Annotated in this window: 21 protein-coding genes; 11 read left to right on the forward strand and 10 right to left on the reverse strand. The window is 61.3% G+C overall.

Translation table 11 applies throughout. The features are described 5' to 3' along the window. Position 1: 1 nt before the first annotated feature. The 3 genes from edd to ACR0NW_RS15545 are packed head-to-tail and all read left to right on the forward strand — an operon-like array spanning position 2 to position 3,688. Positions 2-1,807, forward strand: a complete 1,806-nt coding sequence (edd, locus tag ACR0NW_RS15535; RefSeq protein WP_480451082.1) for a phosphogluconate dehydratase — start codon at positions 2-4, stop codon at positions 1,805-1,807. A 3-nt stretch (positions 1,808-1,810) separates the two neighbouring features. Further along, positions 1,811-2,446 (forward strand): bifunctional 4-hydroxy-2-oxoglutarate aldolase/2-dehydro-3-deoxy-phosphogluconate aldolase, encoded by a 636-nt coding sequence (locus ACR0NW_RS15540; RefSeq protein ID WP_480451080.1) that lies wholly within the window; start codon positions 1,811-1,813, stop codon positions 2,444-2,446. Positions 2,447-2,497: 51 nt separating this feature from the next. Continuing rightward, positions 2,498-3,688 (forward strand): pyridoxal-phosphate-dependent aminotransferase family protein, encoded by a 1,191-nt coding sequence (locus ACR0NW_RS15545; protein ID WP_480451079.1) that lies wholly within the window; start codon positions 2,498-2,500, stop codon positions 3,686-3,688. Here ACR0NW_RS15545 and ACR0NW_RS15550 read toward each other — a convergent pair. After that, positions 3,685-4,791, reverse strand: a complete 1,107-nt coding sequence (locus tag ACR0NW_RS15550; protein WP_480451306.1) for a pyridoxal phosphate-dependent aminotransferase — start codon at positions 4,789-4,791, stop codon at positions 3,685-3,687. The two genes, ACR0NW_RS15545 and ACR0NW_RS15550, sit on opposite strands and share 4 nt — an antisense overlap. A 122-nt stretch (positions 4,792-4,913) precedes the next feature. Here ACR0NW_RS15550 and ACR0NW_RS15555 point away from each other — a divergent pair, with 122 nt between their 5' ends. Next, positions 4,914-5,696 carry a crotonase/enoyl-CoA hydratase family protein gene (locus tag ACR0NW_RS15555; protein ID WP_480451076.1) on the forward strand — a complete coding sequence of 261 codons (783 nt, stop codon included), beginning with the start codon at positions 4,914-4,916 and terminating at the stop codon, positions 5,694-5,696. 127 nt (positions 5,697-5,823) lie between these two features. Then, the gene (locus ACR0NW_RS15560) at positions 5,824-7,104 is read left to right on the forward strand and encodes a hypothetical protein (protein ID WP_480451074.1); all 1,281 of its coding nucleotides are present in this window, start codon (positions 5,824-5,826) and stop codon (positions 7,102-7,104) included. A gap of 40 nt (positions 7,105-7,144) precedes the next feature. Here ACR0NW_RS15560 and ACR0NW_RS15565 read toward each other — a convergent pair whose 3' ends face one another. The 4 genes from ACR0NW_RS15565 to ACR0NW_RS15580 form a co-directional block, all read right to left on the reverse strand. After that, positions 7,145-7,477: a DnaJ family domain-containing protein gene (locus tag ACR0NW_RS15565; protein WP_480451073.1), complete on the reverse strand. Its 333-nt coding sequence runs from the start codon at positions 7,475-7,477 to the stop codon at positions 7,145-7,147. A 39-nt stretch (positions 7,478-7,516) separates the two neighbouring features. Continuing rightward, positions 7,517-8,680 carry a benzoate/H(+) symporter BenE family transporter gene (locus ACR0NW_RS15570; RefSeq protein ID WP_480451072.1) on the reverse strand — a complete coding sequence of 388 codons (1,164 nt, stop codon included), beginning with the start codon at positions 8,678-8,680 and terminating at the stop codon, positions 7,517-7,519. A 142-nt stretch (positions 8,681-8,822) separates the two neighbouring features. Beyond that, on the reverse strand, positions 8,823-11,978 hold the full coding sequence (locus ACR0NW_RS15575; RefSeq protein WP_480451070.1) for a valine--tRNA ligase: 3,156 nt from the start codon (positions 11,976-11,978) through the stop codon (positions 8,823-8,825). Between the two features lie 80 nt (positions 11,979-12,058). Further along, positions 12,059-12,853, reverse strand: coding sequence for a dienelactone hydrolase family protein (locus ACR0NW_RS15580; protein WP_480451068.1), 795 nt, complete (start codon positions 12,851-12,853; stop codon positions 12,059-12,061). A gap of 61 nt (positions 12,854-12,914) precedes the next feature. On the opposite strand from ACR0NW_RS15580, the gene ACR0NW_RS15585 reads away from it, so the two are divergent. Both ACR0NW_RS15585 and ACR0NW_RS15590 read left to right on the forward strand, forming a co-directional pair. After that, positions 12,915-15,206 (forward strand): xanthine dehydrogenase family protein molybdopterin-binding subunit, encoded by a 2,292-nt coding sequence (locus ACR0NW_RS15585; protein ID WP_480451065.1) that lies wholly within the window; start codon positions 12,915-12,917, stop codon positions 15,204-15,206. After that, complete coding sequence (locus ACR0NW_RS15590) at positions 15,184-16,260, forward strand: DUF2235 domain-containing protein (protein WP_480451064.1); 1,077 nt, start codon at positions 15,184-15,186, stop codon at positions 16,258-16,260. Before ACR0NW_RS15585 ends, ACR0NW_RS15590 begins: the two co-directional genes overlap by 23 nt. Positions 16,261-16,279: 19 nt before the next feature. Here the strand turns inward: ACR0NW_RS15590 and ACR0NW_RS15595 are convergent, their stop codons facing one another. Both ACR0NW_RS15595 and ACR0NW_RS15600 read right to left on the reverse strand, forming a co-directional pair. Next, the gene (locus ACR0NW_RS15595) at positions 16,280-16,924 is read right to left on the reverse strand and encodes an NUDIX hydrolase (RefSeq protein ID WP_480451063.1); all 645 of its coding nucleotides are present in this window, start codon (positions 16,922-16,924) and stop codon (positions 16,280-16,282) included. Positions 16,925-16,933: 9 nt separating this feature from the next. Next, a complete protein-coding gene (locus tag ACR0NW_RS15600) occupies positions 16,934-17,512 on the reverse strand; it encodes a GcrA family cell cycle regulator (protein WP_170651464.1) in 579 nt (192 codons plus the stop codon). 128 nt (positions 17,513-17,640) lie between these two features. Here ACR0NW_RS15600 and ACR0NW_RS15605 point away from each other — a divergent pair, with 128 nt between their 5' ends. Beyond that, the gene (locus tag ACR0NW_RS15605) at positions 17,641-18,444 is read left to right on the forward strand and encodes an ABC transporter permease (RefSeq protein WP_170651465.1); all 804 of its coding nucleotides are present in this window, start codon (positions 17,641-17,643) and stop codon (positions 18,442-18,444) included. On the opposite strand, the gene ACR0NW_RS15610 is transcribed toward ACR0NW_RS15605, so the two are convergent. Together ACR0NW_RS15610 and ACR0NW_RS15615 are read right to left on the reverse strand one after the other, a co-directional pair. Continuing rightward, positions 18,441-19,676 carry an MFS transporter gene (locus ACR0NW_RS15610; protein WP_480451061.1) on the reverse strand — a complete coding sequence of 412 codons (1,236 nt, stop codon included), beginning with the start codon at positions 19,674-19,676 and terminating at the stop codon, positions 18,441-18,443. The genes ACR0NW_RS15605 and ACR0NW_RS15610 overlap by 4 nt on opposite strands. Positions 19,677-19,791: 115 nt before the next feature. Then, positions 19,792-20,676, reverse strand: coding sequence for a DMT family transporter (locus tag ACR0NW_RS15615; protein WP_480451060.1), 885 nt, complete (start codon positions 20,674-20,676; stop codon positions 19,792-19,794). Between the two features lie 302 nt (positions 20,677-20,978). Here ACR0NW_RS15615 and ACR0NW_RS15620 point away from each other — a divergent pair, with 302 nt between their 5' ends. The 3 genes from ACR0NW_RS15620 to ACR0NW_RS15630 all read left to right on the forward strand — a co-directional run bounded on the left by ACR0NW_RS15620 (position 20,979) and on the right by ACR0NW_RS15630 (position 24,228). Then, entirely contained in the window at positions 20,979-22,166 is a 1,188-nt protein-coding gene (locus ACR0NW_RS15620) for an acetylornithine transaminase (protein WP_480451058.1), read from the forward strand. 75 nt (positions 22,167-22,241) lie between these two features. Next, positions 22,242-23,168 carry an ornithine carbamoyltransferase gene (gene argF, locus ACR0NW_RS15625; protein ID WP_480451057.1) on the forward strand — a complete coding sequence of 309 codons (927 nt, stop codon included), beginning with the start codon at positions 22,242-22,244 and terminating at the stop codon, positions 23,166-23,168. 85 nt (positions 23,169-23,253) lie between these two features. Beyond that, positions 23,254-24,228, forward strand: a complete 975-nt coding sequence (locus ACR0NW_RS15630; protein WP_480451056.1) for a 2-dehydropantoate 2-reductase — start codon at positions 23,254-23,256, stop codon at positions 24,226-24,228. An 18-nt stretch (positions 24,229-24,246) separates the two neighbouring features. Here the strand turns inward: ACR0NW_RS15630 and ACR0NW_RS15635 are convergent, their stop codons facing one another. Beyond that, the gene (locus ACR0NW_RS15635) at positions 24,247-25,725 is read right to left on the reverse strand and encodes an inorganic phosphate transporter (RefSeq protein WP_480451055.1); all 1,479 of its coding nucleotides are present in this window, start codon (positions 25,723-25,725) and stop codon (positions 24,247-24,249) included. Positions 25,726-25,751 lie beyond the last annotated feature (26 nt).

The raw sequence follows: 25,751 nt of genomic DNA on the forward strand, positions 1-25,751 counted from the left end.
GATGGTTCACAACGTCATCACCCAAGTCACAAACCGGATCACGGAACGCAGCGCATCATTGCGCGCGACCCATCTGGATCGCATGGAACAGGCCCGCTCATCAGGACCGGCCCGCGGTCATCTGTCGTGCAGCGGTCAGGCCCACGCCTATGCCGGGGCAGGAGAGGATCAGCAGTCGCTGGCCACCGGGCATGCGGGCAATCTGGGTATCGTCACCAGCTACAACGACATGCTGTCGGCGCATCAACCTTTCGAACGCTACCCCGAACTGATCCGCCAGACAGCGCGGGCGGCAGGGGGAACGGCTCAGGTCGCGGGCGGTGTTCCCGCCATGTGCGACGGGGTCACGCAAGGGGCCGCGGGGATGGAACTGTCGCTGTTTTCCCGTGATGTGATCGCTCTGGCCGCTGGGGTGGCGCTCAGCCACAACACCTACGACGCGGCTGTATTCCTTGGTGTCTGCGACAAGATCGTCCCGGGTCTGGTTATTGCAGCGCAGAGCTTTGGGCATCTTCCGGCCGTTTTCCTGCCCGCCGGGCCGATGATCAGCGGCTTGCCCAATGATGAAAAGGCAAAAATACGCCAGCAATTCGCAGCCGGTGAGATCGGGCGAGCGGAGTTGATGGCCGCCGAGATGGCCGCCTATCATGGTCCTGGCACCTGTACATTCTATGGCACCGCCAACACCAATCAGATGCTGATGGAATTCATGGGCCTGCACCTGCCGGGCTCCAGCTTTGTCAATCCCAACACGCCCCTGCGCGACGCCCTGACCCAAGAAGGCGCCCGCCGCGCATTGTCGCTCAGCGCGTTGGGCAACAACTATACGCCGGTTTATCAGATCCTCGATGAACGTGCCTTTGTGAACGGTATCGTCGGTTTGATGGCAACGGGCGGTTCGACTAACCTGCTGATCCATCTGATCGCAATGGCCCGCGCCGGTGGCATCGTTCTGGATTGGCAGGACTTTTCCGATATTTCAGCCGCAGTACCTTTGGTCGCGCGGGTTTATCCCAACGGTCTGGCAGACGTGAACCACTTTCACGCCGCAGGCGGGCTTGGCTATTGCATCGGTACGTTGCTCGACGAAGGGCTGCTGCACCCAGATACACTCACCGTCGCTGGGCAAGGCCTGCACCACTACACGCAGGAACCCAAACTGATTGATGGTCAGTTGATCTGGCAGGATGGTGCGGGAGAAAGCCTGAACGAGAAAATCGTCCGTCCGGCTTCGGACCCGTTCCAACCCACGGGCGGGCTGTCGCGCCTGACCGGTTCTCTGGGCACGGCAGTGATCAAGGTTTCGGCGGTTGCGCCCGAGCATCACGTGGTCGAGGCACCCGTGCGCGTTTTCCACGATCAGGATCAGGTCAAGGCCGCCTTCAAGGCAGGTGAATTCACCGGTGACGTGATCGTCGTCGTCCGCTTTCAGGGGCCAAAAGCCAACGGTATGCCCGAGTTGCACTCGCTGACGCCAATCCTGTCGATCCTTCAAGGGCGTGGGCAAAAGGTGGCGCTGGTTACCGATGGTCGCATGTCGGGCGCGTCCGGCAAGGTTCCCGCTGCCATCCACGTCTGCCCCGAGGCGCTCGAGGGCGGCCCGATTGCCTATCTGAGCGATGGCGATCTGGTGCGCGTCGATGCGGTGAACGGTGAGTTGGAGATCCTGACCAAAGGTGTCCTCGACCGCACGCCTGCATCGGCTGACCTGACCGCGAACCAGTTCGGCGTTGGTCGCGAGCTTTTCGCCACTTTCCGCAATTCCGTTGGGTCGGCAGATACCGGCGCCAGCGTGTTTGGAGCCTGATTCATGACCTCAAAATCGCACCGTACCCGCGAAATCTGTGCCCTTGCGCCGATTGTTCCGGTTCTTGTCATCGACGATGCGGCTCAGGCCACACCGCTGGCCGAGGCTCTGGTCGCAGGCGGGCTGCCCGCGCTTGAGGTCACGCTACGCACGCCCGCGGCCCTTGATGCCATCCGCGCCATGGCACAGGTGCCGGGTGGAGTAGTAGGGGCGGGGACATTGCTGACCCCCGAAGATGTCCGGGCCGCGAAAGAGGCGGGCGCACAATTCGGCGTCTCACCGGGTGCAACCGACACATTGATTGCCGCCTGCGAGGCCGAAGGTCTCCCCCTGTTGCCTGGGGCCGCCACGGCGACCGAGGCGATGGCCCTGCTGGAGAAGGGCTACGACATGCTCAAGTTCTTTCCGGCCGAGGCATCAGGTGGCGCTCCGGCACTAAAGGCCATCGGCGCTCCCCTGCCTCAGATCGGGTTCTGCCCCACCGGCGGTGTCTCGCCCGAAAATGCACCGGATTATTTGTCCATGCCGAACGTTATCTGCGCTGGCGGCAGCTGGGTCGCGCCGAAACAGATGGTGTCCAGTGGCGACTGGACCGGGATTGAGGCGCTGGCACGTGAGGCCGCCAGCCTCATGCATTGACGCGGCCTACGCGGGCGCTAATGTAAGCCCGAATTTACGCAGGTTGCCCTCATGAAAAACAAAATCTCTCTCGCGCAGGGGCGCGATTATCTTGCGATCCCCGGCCCTTCGGTCATGCCGGATGCGGTGTTGCAGGCGATGCATCGCCCGGCCCCCAATATCTATGCGGGTGAGTTGGTCGACATGATGCCTGCGCTGACAGCCGACCTGCGCCGCGTGGCGCGTACAAAGCACGACGTAGCGATCTATATCTCCAACGGCCACGGCGCGTGGGAGGCTGCCCTTTCCAACGTGATCGCGCCGGGTGAAACCGTATTGGCCCCGGCTTCGGGCAGCTTCACATACGGCTGGGCAGAAATGGCCCAAGGTATCGGGGCCGAGGTTGAATTGATCGATTTCGGCAAATCCGCGCCATGGAACTTTGACCGAATTGCCGAAGTGCTGCGTGCGGACAATGCCCACCGGATCAAGGCGGTTCTGGCCGTGCATGTGGATACCTCCACCTCGGTCCGAAACGATATTCCGGCCTTGCGGGCGCTGCTTGATGATCTGGGCCACCCGGCGCTGCTGATGGCCGACTGCATCGCCTCACTCGGCTGCGACCGGTTCGAGATGGACGCATGGGGCGTCGACGTAATGGTCTCGGCCAGCCAGAAGGGGCTGATGACGCCACCGGCGTTGGGCTTTGTCTTTTTCAACGAAAAGGCGCAGGAGAAACGGGCCGCCATGCCCCGTGTGTCGGCTTATTGGGACTGGCAACCGCGGGCCGAACCCGGCTGGTTCTATCAGTATTTCGGGGGCACTGCGCCCACCCATCACCTCTATGGTCTCAGGGCGGCACTGGACATGATGCACGCCGAAGGGATGGAGCAGATCTGGGCCCGTCATGAACGCCTTGCTCAGGCCGTCTGGGCCGCCTGTGAAACCTGGTCCGAAGGCGGCGCGCTGAGCCTGAATGTCGCGGAACATGCCCACCGCAGTCATGCGGTCACGGCGTTGCGTCTTGCAAAGGGACAGGGCACGCCGCTGCGGGAATATACCGAAAACAATCTGGGCCTGACGCTCGGCATCGGGTTGGGGATGGATGACGAGGATTCGTATTTCCGGCTGGGCCATATGGGACACGTGAACGGCCATATGGTCATGGGAATGCTGGGCGGTGTTGAAACCGCCATGGCGGCGCTGAACATCCCGCGCGGACCGGGCGCGCTGGACGCAGCAGCGGCGGTGCTTGCAGGCTAACCGCGCGCCGCGGCCAGCGCCTTGGGCAAGGCTGCGGCAAAGGCGTCCAGATCACCCTCTTCTCCGCAACTGACCCGGATGCAGCGGTTTTGCGGAGCCGCAAAGGGCATCCGGACGAATACGCCCTGCGCCACCAGCGAGTCCAAGACCGCCTTCGCAAACGCGCCATCCCGCCCACAGTCTATGGCCACGAAATTAGTGGCCGAGGGCAGGGGCTTCAGCCCGTTGTCGCGGGCGATCTGCCCGATGCGCTCTCGTGCCTCGGCGATCCGGTCCTGAATTTGGTGCAGCCAGGCGTCGTCCCGCAACGCGGCCAGCGCCCCGGCCTGAGCGGCACGGTTCATGCCGAAATGGTTGCGCACCTTGTTGAACGCCGAGATCAACCCGGACGCGCCTATCGCATAGCCAACCCGCGCGCCCGCCATGCCGTAAACCTTGGAAAAGGTCCGCATCCGGATCACACGCGGATCATCCGCGCCAACCGGTGCTGCGGTCCCTTCGGGCGCGCATTCCACATAAGCCTCGTCCAGTACCAGCAAGGTTCCATCCGGCAGGTTCTCCATGGCCCGGACGATATCCGCACCTTTGTGCCAGCTGCCCATCGGATTGTCGGGGTTGGCGAGGTAGACAAGCTTGGCGTCCACCTCTGCCGCCTGTGCGAACAACGCGGCGGGATCTTCGTGATCGCCGGTATACGGAACCTTGTGCAAAGCGCCGCCAAAGCCCGCAACGTGGTAATTGAATGTCGGATAAGCCCCGGCGGACGTTACCACCGCATCACCGGGGCCGATCATCAAACGCACCAGATAGCCCAGCAACCCGTCGATCCCTTCGCCCACCACGATGTTCTTCGCCATAACACCATGATGATTGGCCAGAGCATGGCGCAAATCATGATTTTCGGGGTCGCCATACATCCAGATGTCGCTGGCGGCCTTCGCCATGGCCTCGATAGCACGGGGTGAGGGGCCGAACACGCTTTCATTTGCCCCCAGCCGCGCTGCAAAGGGTGCGCCGCGATCGCGCTCCTGCGTTTCGGGTCCGACAAACGGCACGGTTGCAGGTAGGGACTGGGCAAGCGGGGTATAACGCGGATCACTCATGTGCGCAGATAAACGCAAGGAACGGGTTCCGGCAAGCCGCACTGTCCATATGCCCCGACGTAGCGGTGGAAACCATTGCAACTTGCGGGCATGGTTGACCAAACATCAGCAGGAGAACCCGCATGTCACGCGTATCCGTCGAATACAAGGACCACATCGCCCATGTCACGCTGACGCGGGGTGACAAGATGAATGCGCTGGATGGTGCGATGATCCAGGCGATTCTGTCCGCCGGGCAGGAGGTAGCGGCCTCGGACGCCCGCGCCGTCGTGCTGTCGGGCGAAGGCAGAAGTTTCTGCGCCGGGCTGGATATGGCCAGCTTTGCCACAATGGGCACCATCGATCCCGAAGAATGGCTGATGGGGCGTACCCATGGGGACACCAACGACCTTCAGGAGCTGGCGATGATCTGGCGCCGTGTCCCGGTCCCTGTGATCTGCGCGGTGCAGGGTGTGGCCTATGGCGGCGGGCTGCAGATCGCGATGGGTGCGGATATCCGCATCGCGCATCCCGACAGCAAATGGTCGGTGATGGAGATGAAATGGGGCATCATCCCGGACATGGGCGGCATGGTGTTGCTGCCGCAACTGGTCCGCTCGGACGTCCTGCGCCTGCTGACCTACACCGCCCGGCCCATCGGCGCGCAGCAGGCAGCCGATTGGGGGCTGGTGACAAAGCTGTCCGACGACCCCCTGACCGAGGCGATTGCCCTTGCCGAAGAGATTGCCGGCAAAAGCCCCTCGGGCATCCGGGCCGCAAAACGCCTGATTGACGTGGCCGAGGCCGGATCGCGTCAGGAAGTCCTGCTGGAAGAATCCGCCGAACAGGTCAAGCTGATCGGCAAGCCGGACCAGATGGAGGTCATCGCCGCCCAGATGCAGGGTCGTAAGCCTGAGTTCAAGTGAACTCGCCCGCTTAAGGCGTGTTCTGATTGATTTCGCACGGTTTTACCGGATTCCCGCAGTTGACAAGCTGTAATCTGCTCAGTGAAGCTGCGGTTATTGTCGTAGTTAGTGGAATCTGTGTGAAATAATGAACAAAACGAATAGTTTGGCGGCGTTTGCCGCAGGTGTTTTCCTTTCAGTAGCAACTCCGGGTATAGCTGGCGATGCCGAAGCAAATGCACTGCTGGTTGAGGCTGTGCAGCTGGTTCAGGCGGCGGAACAACACGAGGACCCGATAGAAAAACTCGCCTCGCTGAACGACGCGATCAGCAAGTTGGACGAGATTGTTTCGGCCCACCCGTCCTCTGGTCTGGCGGTATCGCTGGCGACCGGGCAATCCATCGGAAACGTCAATCCGACCCTTCTGAAACAGGAACGTGACAAGCTTGACGCCGAAGTTCAGGTATTGCTGTCGGAACAGCAGGCCATTGCCGATGCGAAAGCGGCGGAAATGCAATGGATCAACGAGGTTATGGAGTGTGTCGAGGATATTGAGTGCGCCCGCGACCTGTTTGTTCAGGAGTCGGAAAAATTCGGACGCCCGCCCGAAATTATGGCGCTTTCCCATGTCTATTTCGAGGTTCTCCACAACGGGTACTCAAAGGCGTTCGAGCGTCAGGTGGATGACGTGCTGGCGGCGGCGGGTGAGGCCGAGGCCGGTGTCAGACAAAATCTGGAATTCATGGTCGCTCATGGCATCTACCACGAAAAGCCCAGTACAGTTTTCAAGAAAATGAGCAAGATTGCTCAACGACCCGACAGTATTGAGCCTGCGATACGTGCCCTTGCCGCCGGATTGCCCGTACTGGCCGAAGAATATCTGGAAGTTCTCGCCGATGAGGGGCGTATCGAGGATTTGGAAACGGCCAGGAATTCTGTGTATGAACAACTTTATCATTTTGGCGGCCCAACATTCGATGCTCTGCAACAGCTCAAATCCGATTTCGAAAACTCGGTTGAACTGGACGAATATTCCAAACTGGACTTGCTTGATGGCCTCAGCATAGTCGGAGATCCGGCTTTCCTGAGTGTATACGAAAATACAAAGGCAGAGCTTGGTGACAGAGCGACCATGGCCATGGTGACCTACCAATTCGTAGCAGGCGAACCCTCAGAAGCGGTGCGCTACTTTCAGGAACTCAGGCCGCGGCTTGCTGCGCAGGAATTGCGTGGGTATGCCGAACTCGCCATTCCCCGTAATAGCCGGGATATGCAATCTGCAATGAAAACCATCACCAAAAGCTCACTTTTGGCCAAAAAATCCGTCATTCAGAATGATAACGGCTCTGACCAGGCTGAGGCCATCGAACTCACGATTGATGAGGACACGGCTGGTGTTCTGTTAATGGTTTCAGGGGTCCTGCAGTGATCGCTTTTAAGCTGACCAGCCTGAATTTTTCGCAACACACTTAACGCATAAAGGCCCGCCTTGCATCGCGGGCCATATTGAACCGCATCTCAAGATCAGCCAGCCGCGCCATTGCGGCCTTGCGCTCTTCGGGGTCGCTGAGGGTCGCATAGTGCTTTCTGGCCGCATCCAGTTCTTTTTTGATCTGGAATTCCTCGGGCAGAACTCCGGCCTGCGCCATGATCCTGTGACCGGCCGCCAATGCGGGATCAGTCTGGGCCTCGCTTGAGCGATCGGGCAGGGGCTTGCCTTCGCCTTCAAGGCCCTCCAACTGACCCTCGGCCTGCGCTTTTTGGATCTGACGTTCTATCAGTTTTTCGAGCGATCTAAGCATGATGCGATTATACCCCGCGCAATGCCTCAGCGATAGGTTTCAGCGTACCTTGTGTGAAACCAGATAAGCGATGCCCCCCGCAAGCAACCCCCAGACGGCGGCCCCCAACCCAAAAACCGTGATGCCCGAAGCGGTTATGGCAAAGGTCAGAATGGCCGCTTCGCGCTCGGCAGGCACCTCTAGTGCCGCGAAGGTGGCGTTGGCCATCACACCGATCAGCGCAACGCCGGTCAGTGTGCCCATCAGCATCGGATCGGCATGGGCGGCAAACCCAGTGATCGCTACGGCGAAAACCCCGAAGACGCAGTAGAACACACCCGCCATGATGGCCGACCAATACCGTTGTTTCGGGTCGGGGTGGCTGTCTTCGTTCGAACACATGGCTGCGGTGATTGCAGCGAGGCAGGTCGCAGGTGCGCCGAAAGGCGCAGACAAAAGGCTCGCACCACCCACGGCAGAAAACAGTGGGCTGGGTTTGGGCGTAAATCCAAAGCTGCGCATCACCGCGATGCCGGGGATGTTCTGGGTTGCCATGGTGACCACGTACAACGGGATGCCGATGCTGATAGCCGATGCAAGCGAGAATGTAGGGCTGGTCCAGACCGGGACGGCAAGGATGTGCGCCGGTGCAACCGATTGCCCATGCGCGTTCAGCACCACCACGATGGCGGCGGCGACAACGGCGGCGGGTACTGCGAACAAACGGTTGATACGGCCGGCAATGAACCATGTCAGAATGACTGGTAGCGCCTGCCATGGCAGATCGACTGCCGCCTTGAACGGAACGATGCAGAGCGGCAGCAGCACGCCCCCCAGCATGGCCTGCGCCAGCGACGTCGGAATGGCTGCCGCCAGACGGCCAAGCGGTCTCCACAGCCCGGACAGCACCGTCAGCGCACCCGCGCACAGGAACGCTCCGACCGCGCCAGAAAACCCCTCTGCCGGGGTGGCCGACACCGCCAGCAAGGCCGCGCCCGGCGTGGACCATGCGATGCTGACCGGAATCCGGTACCAAAGGCTCAGCACGATGGCGGCAAGGCCCATCGTTACCGCTGCAGTCATCAGGCCCGAGGCAGCCTGTTGGGGCGACGCCCCCATGGCATCCAGCCCATGCAGAACGATGGGAAAAGAACTGAAAAATCCGACCACAGCCACCACCAGACCAGTGGATACGGTTTGCATGGGGGGGTAGGGACGCGCCATCTCAGCCTCGGGTTTACCTAGTGAACTTGCTAACAACCGGTGGCTTCCGTGAACAGTGGGAAAATCCTTGCCACGAAATGAAAACCCCGCCGGTGCAAGCGCGGCGGGGTTCGGTATTTGAGTATTTGATAAAAGATGAAGATCAGGCGATTTCAGATAGGCGGGCGAGCGCCTCGTTCAGCTTTGCTTCTTCTTCTTCGCGGGCTGCGAGGTTGGCCTTGGCTTCCTCGACAACTTCCTCCGGGGCCGAGGCCACGAATTTCGGGTTGTTCAGGCGCCCGCGCAGACCGCCCAGTTCCTTGGCCAGCTTGCCCTTGGCTTTCTCAAGCCGTTCCTTTTCTGCGCCGATATCGATGATATCCGCCAGCGGCAGGCCGAAAGAAGCGCCCGGGGCCGCGATCGAGATGGTGCCTTTGGGCAGTTCATCCGCCTTTGTCAGACTGTCGATCCGCGCCAGACGCTTGATCAGCGCCTCGTTGCGATCCCAAGCGGCCTGTCCGTGGGCGTCGATGTCTGTCACCAGCATCGGCACATACAGACCCGCCGGAACCCGCATCTGGGCACGGGCCGAGCGGGTGTTCTCGATCACCGAGATCACCCAGTTCATCTCGCGATCCGCGTCGGCGTCAACCAGTTCAGAGCCGTAAGAAGGCCAGTCGGCGTGGACGATCATCTTGGAACGGGTGCCGGTCAGGCCCCACAGCTCTTCGGTGACGAAAGGCATGATCGGGTGCAGCAGGACCATGCACTGATCCAGAACCCAGCGCATGGTGGCGCGGGTTTCAGCCTGCGCTTCGGCGTCATCGCCCTGCAGCAGCGGTTTGGACAGTTCCACGTACCAGTCGCAGACCTTGCCCCAGACAAAGGCATAAAGTCCGTTCGCGGCGTCGTTGAAACGATAGCTTTCCAGCGCCGCGTCGACCTCTTCCCGCACGCGGGCGGTTTCGCCGATGATCCAGCGGTTTACGGCCGCCTTTGGCTTCAGGTCGGCCACATCCAGTTGCGGGACGGCGTCGGTGAAGACCTCGTTCATCTCGGCAAAGCGGACGGCGTTCCACAGTTTGGTGCCAAAGTTGCGATAGCCGGTGATACGTTCCTTGGACAGTTTCAGAACACCGCCAATCGCCGCCATTGAAGCATTGGTAAACCGCAGCGCGTCGGCGCCGAATTCGTCCACAATCTCCAGCGGGTCAATGACGTTGCCGGTGGTCTTGGACATCTTTTTGCCCTTCTCGTCACGGACGAGCTGGTGCAGGTAGACGGTGTGGAATGGGATCTGATCGACCACGGCCAGCTGCATCATCATCATCCGGGCGACCCAGAAGAACAGGATATCAAACCCGGTGATCAGAACGTCCGTGGGGAAGTAGCGTTCTAGTTCCTCGGTCTGCTCGGGCCAGCCGAGCGTGCCGATGGGCCAGAGCCCGGAGGAAAACCATGTGTCGAGGACGTCGGGATCGCGCCAGACCGGATAAACCAGCTTGGTCGGGTCCTGATCGAGCGCGTATTGCGCAAGACTTTCCGCAAGCTGGTGGATGGCCTCGTGCTTGTCCGCCACCTCAATCACAGTGGAATGGCTGAGCGGGCTGGGGATGTTGGCGTTGTCGTCCAGGAATTTCTCGATCACGCCGTCGAAATTGGCGGCCGCATGCAGCACATGGCCGCGATGAAGCATCCCGCCATCGTTCAGCAGTCGGCCAAGCTGGACCAGATCCAGTTCGCCGTCGTTCGCACCCCGGAAATCTTCTGCCGACAGATCAAGCCCGTACCAGACCGGAATCTGATGCCCCCACCACAACTGGCGAGAAATGCACCAGGGCTCGATGTTTTCCAGCCAGTGATAATAGGTCTTTTCACCTGACTCGGGGATGATCTTGACCGTGCCGTCCCTGACCGCATCCAGCGCCGGGCCGACGACCTTTTCCGCATCAACGAACCACTGATCGGTCAACATCGGCTCGATCACAACCTTCGAGCGGTCGCCAAAGGGCTGCATGATCGGCTTGGACTCGACCAGCGGAACCGCCTTGTCCGCACCTTCGTGATCGGGCTTCAGCGACGTTGCGCCCAGACGCGCATCATCGGCGCGGGTCATGACGGCCAGCCCTTCGCTGGTGATCTCTTCGACGACCTTCGCCCGCGCCTCGAACCGGTCTAGGCCACGCAGGTGATCGGGCACCAGATTGATCGCGTCAATCTCACCTTCGGTAAAGGATTGGCCGCGCGCGTATTGCCCGGCCTTATAGGCCTCGTTCGAATACGGCGCACCATCGGCCCGCATGTGGCCGCGCGTGTCCATCAGGCGATAGCAGGGGATGTTTCCGCGCTTGGCAACGCCATAGTCGTTGAAGTCGTGCGCGCCGGTGATCTTCACCGCGCCCGAGCCAAAGTCGGGATCGGGGTAATCATCAGTGATGATTGGAATCTGACGGCGATGCTCTTTCGGCCCGACCGGGATTTCACAGAGTTTCCCGACGATTGGCGCATAACGTTCATCTGACGGATGAACCGCAACCGCACCGTCGCCCAACATGGTTTCCGGGCGGGTCGTGGCGATCGAGATGTAATCGCGCTCTTCCTCAAGCACGATATTTCCGTCCTCGTCCTTTTCGACATAGGTATAGGTCGCGCCGCCCGCCAGCGGGTATTTGAAATGCCACATGTGGCCTGCGACTTCGATATTCTCGACCTCAAGGTCCGAGATCGCGGTTTCGAAATGCGGGTCCCAGTTGACCAGTCGCTTGCCGCGATAGATCAGGCCCTTGTTGTACATCTCCACAAAGACCTTGATGACCGCGTCATGAAAATTCGCAGAATTTTCGTGTCCCGTGCGCGGGTCGCCCGCCGCTCCGGCCATGGTGAACGCATTGCGCGACCAGTCGCAGGAGGAGCCCAGACGCTTCAGCTGTTCAATGATCGTGCCGCCGTATTCGCCCTTCCATTCCCAGACTTTCTCAAGGAATTTCTCGCGGCCAAGCTCGCGCCGACCGGGCTGCTGGGTGGCGGCCAGCATCTTTTCGACCTGCATCTGCGTGGCGATGCCCGCATGGTCCTGACCGGGCTGCCACAGCGTGTCGAACCCACGCATCCGGTGCCAGCGGATCAGGATGTCCTGCAGCGTGTTGTTGAACGCGTGGCCCACATGCAGCGCGCCCGTCACGTTGGGCGGCGGGATCATGATGGTAAAGCTTTCGTCGCGCGATTTGTTCGCGCCTGCCTTAAAGGCTCCGGCCTCTTCCCAGGCCTTGTAGATGCGGGCCTCGGCCTCGGCCGCGTTGAATGTCTTTTCCATCGCCATGGGGTGCGTCCTGCGTCATCGAATTCGGGTCGGTGCCTGCAATAGCGAATGGATGCGGGAAGGGGAAGGGCGCGTAAGCGTTATTCGGCCTGCGCCGCTTGTGCAAAACGCGCCCTGAAATACTCTTCGACCCGCTGATAGGCGGGCTCGTGGAAGTGCAGGGTCAGGAGCGAGTGTTGCTTGCCGGCATATTCCTCGGTTTCCAGATGATCGCCAAAGGCGTTTTCCAGTGCGCGCATCAGCTTTTCGGGCGCCATCGAGTCGTCCTTGTAGCGCATGGCCAGACCGGGCCCTTTTTGCGCCATGCCTGCACAGGCGCCCGCGATGTCTTCGGCACTCATGTGCAACTGATTTCCGCCAAATAGGGGTAAGGCCGGCTGGCTGGCAACACCACCCACCACCGCGTCCTCGGCCATCAGGGGCAGGGCGAAACTGCCGGTCAGGCACATTCCGATTGCACCGACGCCATCGCTGCCTTCGCGTTCGCGGATATGGCGGGCCAAGGCGCGCATCCAGTCAGAAATCGGGCTTTGTTTGCCTTTCAGGAATATATTGAATTCACGGCGCACGCAGAACAGACGGAACAGGTTTCCGGCCATTGTGATTTTGCCGAATGTTCCGAACAAATGCGGCAGATACACACGAAACCCCGAGTCGTTCAGCCGTTGGGCCAATGCCAGCGTTTCCGGCCCGATCCCCGGCAATTCCTGTAAGATCATGATCGGCGGGCCCTCACCACCGACATAAACGTCATGCGTCGTCTCAGTGCCGGAGGACAGTTTTGCGGTGAACGGAAAAACGGTTTCATGGGTCCAAGTCATGCCGGGACGATAGACGAAGCCCGGCGGAAAGGTAAACGCGTTTTTCTTGGTCATTCTCTGGACTTCCCCCGCGCACGGGCTAGGCTCGCCCCAAACCGCAGAGCGAGGGCAAGGCATGGAAAAGTTCGGCAAAAGCCAACCCGTCAAACGGGTCGAGGATCAGCGGTTTCTGACCGGGCAGGGCCAGTACATGGACGACACCATTCCGCAGGGCACATTACACGCAGTATTTTTTCGCAGCCCGGTCGCCCATGCGGAAATCACCTTGCTTGATCTGGATGCGGCGCGTGCTGCCGACGGCGTTCGTCTGGTCATGACAATCGACGATCTGACGGATGCCGGGGTCGACACGGTGATGAACGCCTCCGTGGTTCCGAACCGCGACGGATCACAAGGGGCTGCACCTGAACGGCACATGCTGGCCAAAACCCGTGTCCGCTTTGTCGGAGAGCCGGTTGCGGTGGTGGTCGCCGACACTCTGGCGCAGGCGCGCGATGCGGCCGAACTGATCTGGATGGACACCGATGACCTGCCCGCCAAAACCGATATCGGACCCGGCGGTGAGGTGCTTCACCCCGAGGCACCCGACAACCGCGCCTTTGACTGGGGCTTGGGGGATGAACAGGCGACCGAGGCCGCGTTTCAGGCTGCTGCGCACACGGTCTCGCTGGACGTGCACGACAACCGGGTGATCGTGAATTCGATCGAACCGCGCGGCTGTCAGGCCAACTGGTCCGATGGGCGCCTGAATTTTGCCTATGGTGGGCAGGGCGTCTGGGGCATGAAGGCGCAGCTGGCGCAGAAACTGAAACTCGACGCCGATGTGATCCGGGTCACTACCCCCGATGTGGGCGGCGGTTTTGGCATGAAGGCGATGCCATACCCCGAATATTTCTCGGTCGCGGTTGCCGCCATGAAACTGGGCCAGCCCGTCCACTGGATGTCCGAGCGGACCGAGGCGATGCTGTCGGATCATCACGGGCGCGATCTGACCTCGCTGACCGAGCTGGCCTTTGACGAGAACTATAAAATCACCGCCTATCGCGTGCATACCCGATGCAATCTGGGCGCGTATAACAGCCACTTCGGTCAGGCGATCCAGACCAACCTGTTCAGCCGCGTTCTGATGGGCGTCTATGATGTGCAGACCACCTATCTGCGGGTCGAAGGGTTCTATACCAACACAACGCAGGTCGATGCCTATCGCGGCGCCGGGCGGCCCGAGGCGATCTATGTCCTTGAACGCGCCATCGACCGCGCCGCGCGCGAGCTGGGCATCGATCCGTGGGAATTGCGGCGCAGGAATTTCATTCCTTCCGATGCGTTTCCCTATAAGACGGCGACGGGTGAGACCTATGACGTTGGTGATTTCGACATGGTTCTCGACCGTGCCGCAGACCAGACTCAAGGCTTTGCCGCGCGCAAGGCGGCGGATGCCGAACGTGGCCTGATCCGGGGGCAGGGTCTGTGCTACTACATCGAAAGTATTCTGGGCGATCCTTCCGAAGGCGCAAAGGTCGAGTTTTGCGGGGACGGGACGGTGAACCTCTATGTCGGGACGCAATCGAACGGGCAGGGTCACGAAACGGTCTATGCCCAGTTTTTGTCGGACCAGACAGGTATTCCGGCAGAGCTTATCAATGTGGTGCAGGGCGACAGTGACCGGCTGGCGCAGGGCGGCGGGACCGGTGGGTCGCGGTCGGTCACCACGCAAAGCAATGCCACTCTGGCCACCGTCGACACCATTGTCGCCGCATTCACGCCTTATCTTGCGGATAAGATGGGGGTCGAGGAAGACAGGGTGACGTTCGATCACGAAACCTTCCGCGCGCCGGGCTCCAACCTGACGCCGACGCTGATTGAGGCGGCCGAGATGGCGCGCGCCGATGGCCGCACCGATCTGCTGCAACACGAGGCGCGGGCGACACTGCCGGATCGCAGTTTCCCGAACGGGGCCCATGTTGCCGAAGTCGTGATCGATTCTTTCACCGGTGTCGTGACCGTTGACCGCTATACAGTGGTCGATGATTTTGGTAACCTGATCAACCCGATGCTTGCCGAGGGGCAGGTGCACGGAGGGGTGGTGCAGGGCATTGGTCAGGCACTGGCCGAGCATGTTGTACATGATGCAGATGGACAACTGCTCACGGCAACGTTCATGGACTACGCCTTGCCGCGCGCGGCGGACGTACCCATGATTAAGTTTACCTCGGCGCCGGTTCCGTCAACGGCCAACCCGATGGGGATGAAAGGCTGTGGCGAGGCAGGCACCGTGGGCGCGCTGGCCGCTGTGGCAAACGCGGTTCAGGATGCGCTCTGGGATTACGGGGTGCGGCAGGCGGATATGCCTTTCACACCCCACAAGGTATGGGAACTGTTGAAGGATGGTACTGTCGCGGCTCACTAAAAAGGTTCTGGGATGGCTCGGGCGGCCACTGCGCTCCGAGCATTCGGCCGAGACACGCCATCGCGAACCTATCAGCCACGTCATCATCCTTGACGGCACCATGTCCACACTTGAATCCGGGCGCGAAACCCATGCGGGCATGACCTATCGGCTGGCCTGCGAAATGGGCAGCCAAGTTTCGGTGTTTTATGAGGCCGGTGTACAGTGGGAAAGCTGGAAAACCACGCTGGACGTCCTGATGGGACGCGGCATCAACCGCCAGATTCGCCGCGCCTATGGCTATCTCGCCTCGCGCTACAAACCGGGCGACAGGATTTTCTTCATCGGGTACTCGCGCGGCGCCTACGGCGTGCGCAGTCTTGCGGGTGTGATCGACATGATCGGTTTGCTCAAGGCGGAACATGCAACCGAGCGCAACATCAAACAGGCCTACCGCCATTACGAATGCAATTCCGGCGGAGAGGCGGCCGCCGTGTTTCGCCGCAAATTCTGCCACGAGGAACTGGCAATCGAAATGGTTGGCGTCTGGGACACCGTGAAGGCGCTGGGCCTGCGCCTGCCGCTGCTGTGGCGCTGGGCCGAAGAACGCCACGCCTTTCACAACCACCAGTTGGGCCCCTCAACCCGGCACGGATACCACGCTCTGGCGCTGGACGAGACGCGCGAGGTGTTCGAACCGGTGCTCTGGGATTGCACGCCCGGTTTCAAAGGCCATGTGGAACAGGTCTGGTTCAGGGGCACCCATGGAGATGTCGGTGGTCAGTTGGGCGGGTTCGAAGAGGCGCGCCCGCTGGGCAACATCCCGTTGATCTGGATGCTGGACAAGGCCGAACGTCACGGCCTGCCTTTGCCCGCCGACTGGCGCTCCCGTTTCCCGACCGACCCGAACGCATCGTCGGTTGGAACATGGCGCGGCTGGGGTAAGATCTTTCTGCTGCGCGGGCATCGAAAGGTCGGCCGTGACCGGTCAGAGCACCTGCATGTCTCGGTCTCACCGGAGGACCTGCCAAACTGGCTGCCCGAACCGGACCTGCCATCACATCCGGCGCAGTGATCCTGCCTTTTGGCAAAGATCAATCAAACAACGTGACTTTCTGTCCGACACGGTGCGCCTCAAACGCTGCCTCGATATCCGTACGCAGATTGCGAACCAGTGACAGCTCGGGCAGGGCGTCGAGTGTAAAAAATGCCGCCTCGCTGGTTTCGGCCCCGGCCATCGGTGTTTGAGGTCCGATCTCGTCACATAGAAAGAACAGCTTGTAGAAATCGCGCGCATCGGCGGGATAGGGGTGGCGGGCCTTGTGGCGCAGCGCATAAAGATGTCGCGCGCGGACAATCAGCCCGGCCTCTTCGCGGATTTCCTTTTCCGCGTTCTCGGCGGGTGAGGTGCCGATGTCCGCAAAGCCGCCGGGCATCGACCACCGCCCGTCGCTGCGTTCGCGCACCAGCAGAATGCGGTCGTCGCGGATTACCGCGCCGCGAATGTCCAGACTTGGGGTGGCATATCCTGCCGCGTGGTCCGATATCAGACCCTCGATCCGGGAAACGGGAACACGGCCCAGATCAGCCAGCATGGCGCGGGCCATACCGGCGATCTCGTCATAGCGTTCGCGGTCAAAGGGATCGCGGGTGAAATGCTGGCCGGTCTCGGCCAACGCCAGCAACCGCTTGGCCCGGGCAAGCCAGGTATCCTCCAACGCTGTGGGGTCCTGGCGCACCGGCTGGCCTCAGCGCCGTCTGTCGCGGCGTGCGCTCATCGGCTGGAAGGCGACGCCCACATGGGCTTCGCAATAGGGTTTGCCCGCTTCAACCGGCAGGCCACAGAACCAGAAATCTTCGGTTGCCGGATCGCCGACCGGCCACTTGCACGTGCGCTCGGTCAGTTCCATCAACGTCAGTTTCTTGGCCTTCTTCTCGACCTCGTTGACCTTGGCCAGCGCCTCGGGGCTGATCTCGTTGGCAGAGGGCTGCGGCGGCAGCGGCTGGCCAGCCGGGATGATCTGACGCCGCGCCGGGGTGGCCGGTTTCGCCTCGGCCGCAGGGGCGGGGGCGGGACGCGCCGGTTCGGTCTTGGGCGCGGGTTTCGGCTTGGCCTCGGCCTTGGGGGCGGCGGGCGCAGGTTTTTCCTTGGGTTCCGGTTTGGCCGGAGTTGCACCGGTGGCGCGGTTCGACAGGCCCAGACGGTGCACCTTGCCAATCACCGCGTTGCGGGTCACACCGCCCAGTTCCTTGGCGATCTGGCTGGCCGACTGGCCTTCGCCCCACATTTTCTTGAGCAGTTCTACGCGCTCGTCAGTCCAGGACATGGGTAGCCTTTCAAAAAGCGGGAAAGCGGCCCCGGATTCGGGCCGCCTTCGGAATTCGTCTCAGCCCCCTATTCTAAACACTGCGGCCCGAGTTACAAGCTGTCTTCGAATCAGGTTTGGGGGCAGCAATGCAGATTCTGTCGGATAAAGACCCGCGCGGTTTCGGCGCGGTCAACTGGATGGGGCTCTATACGCTCGCTCAGCGCGAGGTGCTGCGGTTTCTGGCTGTCTGGACGCAGACCCTGCTAGCGCCGCTGGTGACTGCCGGTCTGTTCCTGCTGATCTTCAACATCGCCATCGGCCCCGGCAGGCCGGATGTCATGGGCGTGCCGTTTCTGACCTTTCTGGCACCGGGCCTGATGATGATGACGGTGATCCAGAACGCCTTTGCCAACACTTCGTCCTCGATGGTGATCGCCAAGGTGCAGGGCAATATCGTCGACACGCTGATGCCGCCGCTGTCTCCGTTGGAAATTCTGCTGGGTTATCTTGCGGGAGGCATCGCGCGCGGAGTTTTCATCGCTTTTGCTGTCGGCATCGCTCTGGCGTTGGTGCTTGGCCTGACACCGCACCATCCGCTGGTGGCACTGACATTTGTTGTCCTCGGCGGGGCCTTCATGGGCGCGCTGGGCCTGTTCGCGGGCATCTTTGCCAACAAGTTCGACCAGATGGCAGCGATCACCAATTTCATCGTCACTCCACTGGCGTTCCTGTCGGGCACTTTCTATTCGGTCGACGCCCTGCCGACCGTGCTGAACCGGCTCAGCCACGTGAACCCGGTTTTCTACCTGATCGACGGGCTACGCTATGGCATGATCGGCGTATCCGACAGCTCGCCCATCCTTGGGGTGTTGGTTTGCACTGTCGCAACCCTTCTGGTCTGCGCATTGACATGGCAGATGCTGCGTACCGGTTACCGGCTCAAGTCCTAGGCCGCTTCAGCCAGTGATCCGGGCTGCAAAGGCACCCGTGGCCGCCCCAGTCGCGGATGCAGCCGCGATGCAATGGCCCACGCCCCGAACAGCGCCAGCCCGCCAGCTGCAAAGACCCCGGCCACCGGCGTGACGATCAGCACCAACGACGCGACGCCCGGCGTGATGATCCCCGATACGTCCCGGTAGCTGGAATAGATCGCCGACATCTCGGTCCGCTCGGACGGCTTCACCGCCATCAGGAAGGGCAGGCCCGCACAGATATCCAGCACGATCAGGCAGACCGATCCCAGCACCAGCGCCGCGACCGAGGCCACGGGCCATCCCGCCAGCCCCCCAGCCGCGATGAAACAGATCGCGCACGCGGCAAAACCGGTCCGAACGGCCGAGCGTAGAGACCGACCCTGTACCCAGCGCAGGATCAGTGGCGCGACGAACAGCATCGCATTCGTTGCCGAAAGAAGGATGCCACCCAGTTGTTCACCCAACCCGTTCTCGATCGCGAAAATCGGCAGGTAGACAACATAAATCCACCAGCCGCAGGACCGGATCATCGCAAACAGATAGCCCGCCACCAGCCTTGGCTGGGCAAAGAAACGCGGCAGAAACGCCAGCGGGTTCTTTGTCGGTCCGCGCGCCTTGGTGATCAGCTTGCCATTGCCCATCCGCAAGGCCCAGAAAACCACCAGCATGACTACCGACGCAACTGCGCTGATGACAAAGGGGGCCGGGGGCCAGACCTCCATCAGCAGCACGCCTGCCATCGGGCCCGCGGTCCAGCCCAGTGCACTGTAGAACATGCGGCTGGTCTCGCACCGGCCCAATTCGATCTTGCTGATGTAATCCAGCACATAGGCGTTGAAACAGATAAAGGTCACAACTGCCGCGACCGTGTTCAGCGCCAATGCGCCCACAACAGCCTCGGGGCTGCCCTCCAGCGCAAGCAGGGCGCCGCCCATGAACATGAGACACCCCCCGGTATAGGCCCAGCGGCGCGGTATGAACCGGATCAGGAACGGCACCATCAGCCCGGCCCCCAGCGAGATCAGGCCGACCAGAAAGTACAAAAACGAAACCGTCGCCGCATCGCCAAGCGCCCGGTACATCACCAACGGAAAGACCGATATCAGAATACCACGCACCACCGCCTCGAGCCCGGCAAGAATGCCGAAATCGCGGACGGACGGGGCAGGGGCATGGCGGACCCATTCGGGAATTCGACGCTCGTGCATGGGACAATCTCGCTAATCAACTGCCCTCAAATTGCGCCTTTTTAACTCACCTTCATGAGGAAATGCGACACGCAGGTCGCGGCTGGACCTGCCTCACAAAATTTTTTGAATGGGCTCAGCTGCGTCTGGCCCGTGCTTCCCGCCAGACAAGGATCAGCGCGCCGGTCAGGATGATGGTCGATCCCAAAATGCTGACCGAATCCGGGATCACCTCAAAGATCGCAAAGTCATAGAGCGCGGCAAATATCAGCGTTGCATAGCTGATGGGCGCGACAAAGGACGCATCCGCCCGTGCCATCCCGTTGACAAAGCAGGCCTGCGCGCAGGCCATCAGCACGCCGATCCCTGCCAGTGCCGCCCATTGCTCGGCTGTCGGCGGTTGCCAGACCGCCAGCACCGCGACCGAAGCGATGGTCAATCCCAACGCGTTGTTCACCAGCAATATCTGGATGGGACTTTCGCGCCCCGACAGCTTCTTGATGAAAATCAGCTCCATCCCGATCACCGCCGCCGCTGCCAGTGCCAGCAGCGCTGCGGGCTGAAAACTCTCAGGTGTCGGCCGTAACAGGATCAGCGCGCCGGACAGTGCCACGGCCGCCGCAAGCCAGCGCCACGGCCCAACGCTTTCCTTCAGCAACGGGATGGCCAGAATCATCGCAAAGACCGGATTCAGGAAAGATATCGCCGTGGCATCCGCCATCGGAATATACGCGACCGAGGCGAACATCAGCGTCACACCGGCCCAGCCGAAACTGGTCCGCCCGATATGCAGACCCCAATGTGGGCGGCGCAGCTGCGGACGTAGTGTTACAACCGCACTGACAATCACGATGAACGCGAACAGAAACCGCCCGTGGCTGATCTGCATTGGATGCAGGGGCGGACCAAGTGCCTCGGTCCCCAATGCCTTAGCCAGCAGCGTCGTGGCCGCAATGAAAGCGCTGGCGACGAATATCAGTGTTGCCGCAAATGCCGGGTTCTGACGCTGCTGAACATACATGCCCACAGCCCTGCGCCACGGCAGGCCAAATGGCAAGCGCGAAAACCGCGCCCGCCATCGTGATTACCAAAATTACGTGTCTGCCAAAATACCGGGTTTTCAGACCGGCATTGCGCCGTTATAGAGCACGCATGATCAGACACGCGCATATCTCTTTGCTCCGACGCCGACGCATCTTTGCGTAACCGGCCCGTTTGATCCATTTGCGCTGCAAAATCAGCGCATCCCTCTCCAAACCAGTTGACGAACCCGCCCTTGGTGTATCACTCACTTGGGCTCAAACTTTCGAAAAGGATGATCCGATGATCCCGTCCGTTCTGCCGACCTATAACCGTGCGCCCCTCAGCTTTGTGAAGGGCGAGGGCGCCTGGCTGACCGAGGCGGATGGCCGACGTTTCCTCGACCTTGGCGCGGGTATCGCGGTGAACGCGCTGGGCCATGCCCACCCGGCTCTGGTCAAGGCGTTGTCGGATCAGGCCCATGCGTTGTGGCATGTCTCGAACCTCTATCAGATTCCACAACAGCAGGCGCTGGCCGACAAGCTGGTCGAACACACCTTTGCCGACACCGTCTTCTTCACCAATTCCGGCACCGAAGCCTGCGAACTGGCCGTTAAGATGGCGCGTAAGTATTTCTATGACAAAGATCAGCCCGAGCGGGTCGAGATCATTACCTTCGACGGCTCTTTTCATGGCCGTTCCTCGGCGGGCATCGCGGCTGCCGGATCGGAAAAGATGACCAAAGGCTTCGGCCCGCTGCTGCCCGGCTTTGTGCATGTGACTTTCGGTGACCTTGATGGTGTCACCAACGCCATCACCGACAAGACAGCGGCCATTCTGATCGAGCCGATACAGGGCGAAGGTGGCATCCGTCCGGTGCCCGATTCCGAGCTGAAGGCACTGCGCCAGATCTGTGACGACAACGGTCTGCTACTGATCCTGGACGAGGTGCAGTGTGGCGTCGGACGCACCGGCAAACTCTTTGCCCATGAATGGGCGGGCATCACGCCCGACATCATGATGGTTGCCAAGGGTATCGGCGGCGGCTTCCCGTTGGGCGCGGTCCTGGCGACCGAGGACGCGGCAAGCGGCATGACCGCGGGCACCCATGGTTCAACCTATGGCGGCAACCCGCTGGGCTGCGCCGTGGGCTGCGCGGTTCTGGATCAGGTGTCCACTCCGGCGTTCCTCGAAGGGGTCAACCGCAAGGCCGGCCTGCTGCGGCAAAAGCTCGAAGGCCTGATCGCCGACCACCCCGACGTGTTCGAAGAAGTGCGCGGCGCGGGCCTGATGCTGGGTCTCAAATGCAAGGCGCCCAATATTGATGTCGTCAATGCAGGCTATGACAACCTCGTCATCACCGTGCCCGCTGCAGACAACGTGATTCGCCTGCTGCCACCGCTGACCCTGACCGAGGATGACGTCGCTCAGGCCATGATCCGCCTCGACAAGGCCGCCACGCAGGTCGAAGCCAATCTCGAAACCGCCTAACCTTCCTCTTGCTAAAAAATATCCCGGGGGTGTGGGGGCTGGTCCCCACCCGCCGACAGCCAAAAGCGATATCCAATGAACCATTTTCTCGACATTCACAAAACCGATCCCGCCGACCTGCGGGCCATGATCGACCAGGCCGCGGCGATGAAGCAGGATCGCCTGGGTCGCCCCAAGGCCGCTCTGGATGACGATCAGCCGCTCGAAGGCCGCATGGTGGCGCTGATCTTCGAAAAGCCCTCGACCCGGACCCGAGTGTCTTTCGACGTCGGCGTGCGCCAGATGGGCGGTCAGACCATGGTGCTCAGCGGCAAGGACATGCAGCTTGGCCATGGCGAAACCATCGCCGATACCGCCCGCGTGCTCAGCCGTTACGTGGACATGATCATGATCCGCACGTTCGATGAAACCATCCTGACCGAGATGGCCGAGTTTGCCGATGTGCCGGTGATCAACGGCCTGACCGACCGCACCCATCCCTGCCAGATCATGGCCGACGTGCTGACATTCGAGGAACATCGCGGCCCCATCGCGGGCAAAAAGGTCGTCTGGACCGGCGATGGCAACAATGTCTGTTCCTCGTTCCTGCACGCAGCAGGCCAGTTCGGGTTCGACTTCACCTTCACCGGCCCGGCCCAGTTCGACCCCGAAGAGGAATTCATGGGGTTCGCCCGCTCCAAAGGCTCGAAAGTCACCGTCGAACGGGACGCATTCAAGGCCGTCGAAGGGGCCGATCTGGTGGTCGCAGACACCTGGGTCTCGATGCATGACGCACAATCGGCCAAGGAACGCCGCCACAACCTTCTGCGCCCCTATCAGGTCAACGCCGAACTGATGTCCCACGCCAAACCGGACGCGCTGTTCATGCACTGCCTGCCTGCGCACCGCGAAGAAGAGGCCACGTCCGAAGTGATGGACGGCCCCAACTCGGTCATCTTCGACGAGGCCGAAAACCGCCTGCATGCGCAAAAGGCGGTCATGCGCTGGTGCCTGGGCCTCTGACCGAGGCGGCGCTACGTCATTCCGTACCGCCCTTGCCCCAGCGGTTCATCCCGGCGCATCCTTTCCGCAAATGGAAAGGGGCGCCATGAAACTTGTCATCGCCGGCGCGGGCAGCATTGGCTGTTATTGCGGGGCCTTGCTTGCAGAGGCCGGGCATGATGTGACCCTGCTGGGGCGTGCCCGCATTCTGGATCCGATCCGTGCGCAGGGTCTCACGGTTACAGATTTTTCTGGCCTGCGCTGCACGGTTTCCTCAGACCGCCTGACCCTTGCGGAAAACCCGGAATGTCTCGCCTCGGCCGATCTGATCATCGTCACGGTCAAATCAGGTGCCACTGAAACAATGGCCGAGCTGATCGCCCGGCATGGACCTGAAACCGCGCCGGTCCTCTCTTGGCAAAACGGGATGGACAATGCTCGAATATTGCGCGCGGGCTTGCCTGACCGCGATGTTCGTGCCGGTATGGTACCTTTCAACGTCGTTCCGACCACTTTGGCCGCGTATCATCGCGCGACCTCCGGCGATATCGTGATCCAGACAGGGCAGGGCGCATTGGCAATGTCACTCTCGTCGCCCGCGCTGCCCGTCACCGAAAGCTACCGGATCGAGGCGGTTCAGTGGGGCAAGCTGGTGATCAACCTTAACAACGCGCTCAATGCGCTGTCCGGGCTGACTCTCAGGGAACAACTGCTGGATCCAAGCTGGCGCCGCCTCATGGCCGACCAGATGGCCGAGGCACTGGGCGTACTCAAATCCGCCGGACACCCGGTCGCTTCGACGACACCACTCCCGGCATGGATGACGCCACATATCCTGCGCCTGCCGACGCCGCTGTTTTCCCGCATCGCGGCGCGCATGCTGACGATCGACCCCAGCGCCCGCACATCAATGGCCTATGATCTGAAGGCCGGGCGCCCCACTGAAATCGACAGCCTGCAGGGCGAGATCATGCGGCTTGGTCAGGCAAACGCCGTCCCGACCCCGATCTGTTCGCGGGTCGCGACCCTGATCGTGCAATCCCCGAACGAACCCCTCTCGCCCGATCAGATTTACAGCTGACCGCAGAACGCACCAGCGTCAGAGGAATGCTGTCAGAACCCGGAAAATCACCGCCGACATACAGGCCGCCGCCGGAACCGTGATGATCCAGGCCGCCACGACAGTCATGAAATGCGACCGCCGCACCAGCTTGCGCCGCCGGCGTTCTTCTTGCGCCAGCCGCAATTCGGGCTGGCGTTTCAGGTTCAGACCGCGCCGCCGCCGTTCCGAATGCCATTCGCGGTAAAACCCGACACCAAACACGCCGCCAACCGCGATGTGGGTGGAACTGACCGGAAGTCCCAGCCAGCTGGCCACGATCACCGTGATCGCTGCCGACAGCGCCACGCAATAGGCCCGCATCGGGTTCAGCTTGGTGATCTGGCTGCCGACCATGCGGATCAGCTTGGGGCCGAACAGGAACAGACCAAAGGAAATTCCGAATGCTCCGATGATCATGACCCAGCTCGGGATCGTCACCTTGGCGGCGAAATCCCCGAATTCGGCGGCATAGACAATGGCGGCCAGCGGCCCAACCGCGTTGGCCACGTCATTCGCGCCGTGCGCAAAGCTCAGCAAGGCGGCGGAAATCACCAGCGGCAGACCGAACAGGGTTTTCAGCGAACGGGTCCGGTTCTCCATCCCTTCGGACTTGCGGCGGACCCAAGGCACGGTGATGGCCCAGACCGCCACACCAGCACCCAGACCGATCAGCAACGCCAGCTCCAGGTCGACCTTCACGATCCGTTTCAAACCCTTCACCGCCAGATACGAGGCAAAGGCCCCCGCCATAAGCGCCACCAGAATTGGCACCCAGCGCCGGGCCGCAGCGATCTTGTCATCCTGATATTGGATCCTGGCCTTGATCAGCGCCAGAAACGCAGCGGCGATCACGCCCCCCAATACCGGAGAAATCACCCAGCTGGCGGCGATGGTCCCCATGGTCCCCCAACTGACCGCGCTCATGCCCGCCGCGGCAATGCCCGCGCCCATCACACCGCCCACGACGGAATGCGTGGTCGAAACCGGCGCGCCGATCCAGGTGGCCAGATTGACCCACATGGCGGACGAAATCAGCGCCGCCATCATCGCCCAGATAAAGACCTCGCTATTCTGAACCGAGGCCGGATCGATGATCCCTTTCGAGATGGTCGATACTACATCGCCCCCCGCCAGCAACGCACCGGCGCTTTCGGCAATGGCCGCAATGACGATGGCACCACCCATGGTCAGCGCATTCGCGCCCACCGCCGGTCCCATGTTGTTGGCCACATCGTTTGCGCCGATATTGATCGCCATATAGGCACCGAAAGCGGCAGCGGCGACAACGACCAGCCCGCCGTTTGCCTGTCCGAACCACACCGCAGCGACCAGCCCGGCCAAAGCGATGAAGGCCAGCGCGATCCCCGGCGCCACCAGCGGGCGCGCGACATAGGCGCTCGCGCGTTCGACACGCGAAATACGATGCAGGTCGTTATCCAGCGCTTTCCAGCGCGGTTCAGTCTGGCTGTCGGTCATCTGCTTTGCGCAATGCTTACTATTTC

Source organism: Ruegeria sp. CF5 (genome assembly GCF_056537325.1).

What these genes read in the sequence shown, in the direction of transcription:
- ACR0NW_RS15600 (WP_170651464.1), bottom strand. Translation starts at nt 17,512, where the DNA reads ATGTCCTGGACTGACGAGCGCGTAGAACTGCTCAAGAAAATGTGGGGC.
- ACR0NW_RS15555 (WP_480451076.1), top strand. Translation starts at nt 4,914, where the DNA reads ATGTCACGCGTATCCGTCGAATACAAGGACCACATCGCCCATGTCACG.
- ACR0NW_RS15605 (WP_170651465.1), top strand. Translation starts at nt 17,641, where the DNA reads ATGCAGATTCTGTCGGATAAAGACCCGCGCGGTTTCGGCGCGGTCAAC.
- edd (WP_480451082.1), top strand. Translation starts at nt 2, where the DNA reads ATGGTTCACAACGTCATCACCCAAGTCACAAACCGGATCACGGAACGC.
- ACR0NW_RS15575 (WP_480451070.1), bottom strand. Translation starts at nt 11,978, where the DNA reads ATGGCGATGGAAAAGACATTCAACGCGGCCGAGGCCGAGGCCCGCATC.
- ACR0NW_RS15540 (WP_480451080.1), top strand. Translation starts at nt 1,811, where the DNA reads ATGACCTCAAAATCGCACCGTACCCGCGAAATCTGTGCCCTTGCGCCG.
- ACR0NW_RS15545 (WP_480451079.1), top strand. Translation starts at nt 2,498, where the DNA reads ATGAAAAACAAAATCTCTCTCGCGCAGGGGCGCGATTATCTTGCGATC.
- ACR0NW_RS15630 (WP_480451056.1), top strand. Translation starts at nt 23,254, where the DNA reads ATGAAACTTGTCATCGCCGGCGCGGGCAGCATTGGCTGTTATTGCGGG.
- ACR0NW_RS15590 (WP_480451064.1), top strand. Translation starts at nt 15,184, where the DNA reads ATGGTACTGTCGCGGCTCACTAAAAAGGTTCTGGGATGGCTCGGGCGG.
- ACR0NW_RS15580 (WP_480451068.1), bottom strand. Translation starts at nt 12,853, where the DNA reads ATGACCAAGAAAAACGCGTTTACCTTTCCGCCGGGCTTCGTCTATCGT.
- ACR0NW_RS15560 (WP_480451074.1), top strand. Translation starts at nt 5,824, where the DNA reads ATGAACAAAACGAATAGTTTGGCGGCGTTTGCCGCAGGTGTTTTCCTT.
- ACR0NW_RS15550 (WP_480451306.1), bottom strand. Translation starts at nt 4,791, where the DNA reads ATGAGTGATCCGCGTTATACCCCGCTTGCCCAGTCCCTACCTGCAACC.
- ACR0NW_RS15615 (WP_480451060.1), bottom strand. Translation starts at nt 20,676, where the DNA reads ATGTATGTTCAGCAGCGTCAGAACCCGGCATTTGCGGCAACACTGATA.
- ACR0NW_RS15620 (WP_480451058.1), top strand. Translation starts at nt 20,979, where the DNA reads ATGATCCCGTCCGTTCTGCCGACCTATAACCGTGCGCCCCTCAGCTTT.
- argF (WP_480451057.1), top strand. Translation starts at nt 22,242, where the DNA reads ATGAACCATTTTCTCGACATTCACAAAACCGATCCCGCCGACCTGCGG.
- ACR0NW_RS15635 (WP_480451055.1), bottom strand. Translation starts at nt 25,725, where the DNA reads ATGACCGACAGCCAGACTGAACCGCGCTGGAAAGCGCTGGATAACGAC.
- ACR0NW_RS15570 (WP_480451072.1), bottom strand. Translation starts at nt 8,680, where the DNA reads ATGGCGCGTCCCTACCCCCCCATGCAAACCGTATCCACTGGTCTGGTG.
- ACR0NW_RS15610 (WP_480451061.1), bottom strand. Translation starts at nt 19,676, where the DNA reads ATGCACGAGCGTCGAATTCCCGAATGGGTCCGCCATGCCCCTGCCCCG.
- ACR0NW_RS15585 (WP_480451065.1), top strand. Translation starts at nt 12,915, where the DNA reads ATGGAAAAGTTCGGCAAAAGCCAACCCGTCAAACGGGTCGAGGATCAG.
- ACR0NW_RS15565 (WP_480451073.1), bottom strand. Translation starts at nt 7,477, where the DNA reads ATGCTTAGATCGCTCGAAAAACTGATAGAACGTCAGATCCAAAAAGCG.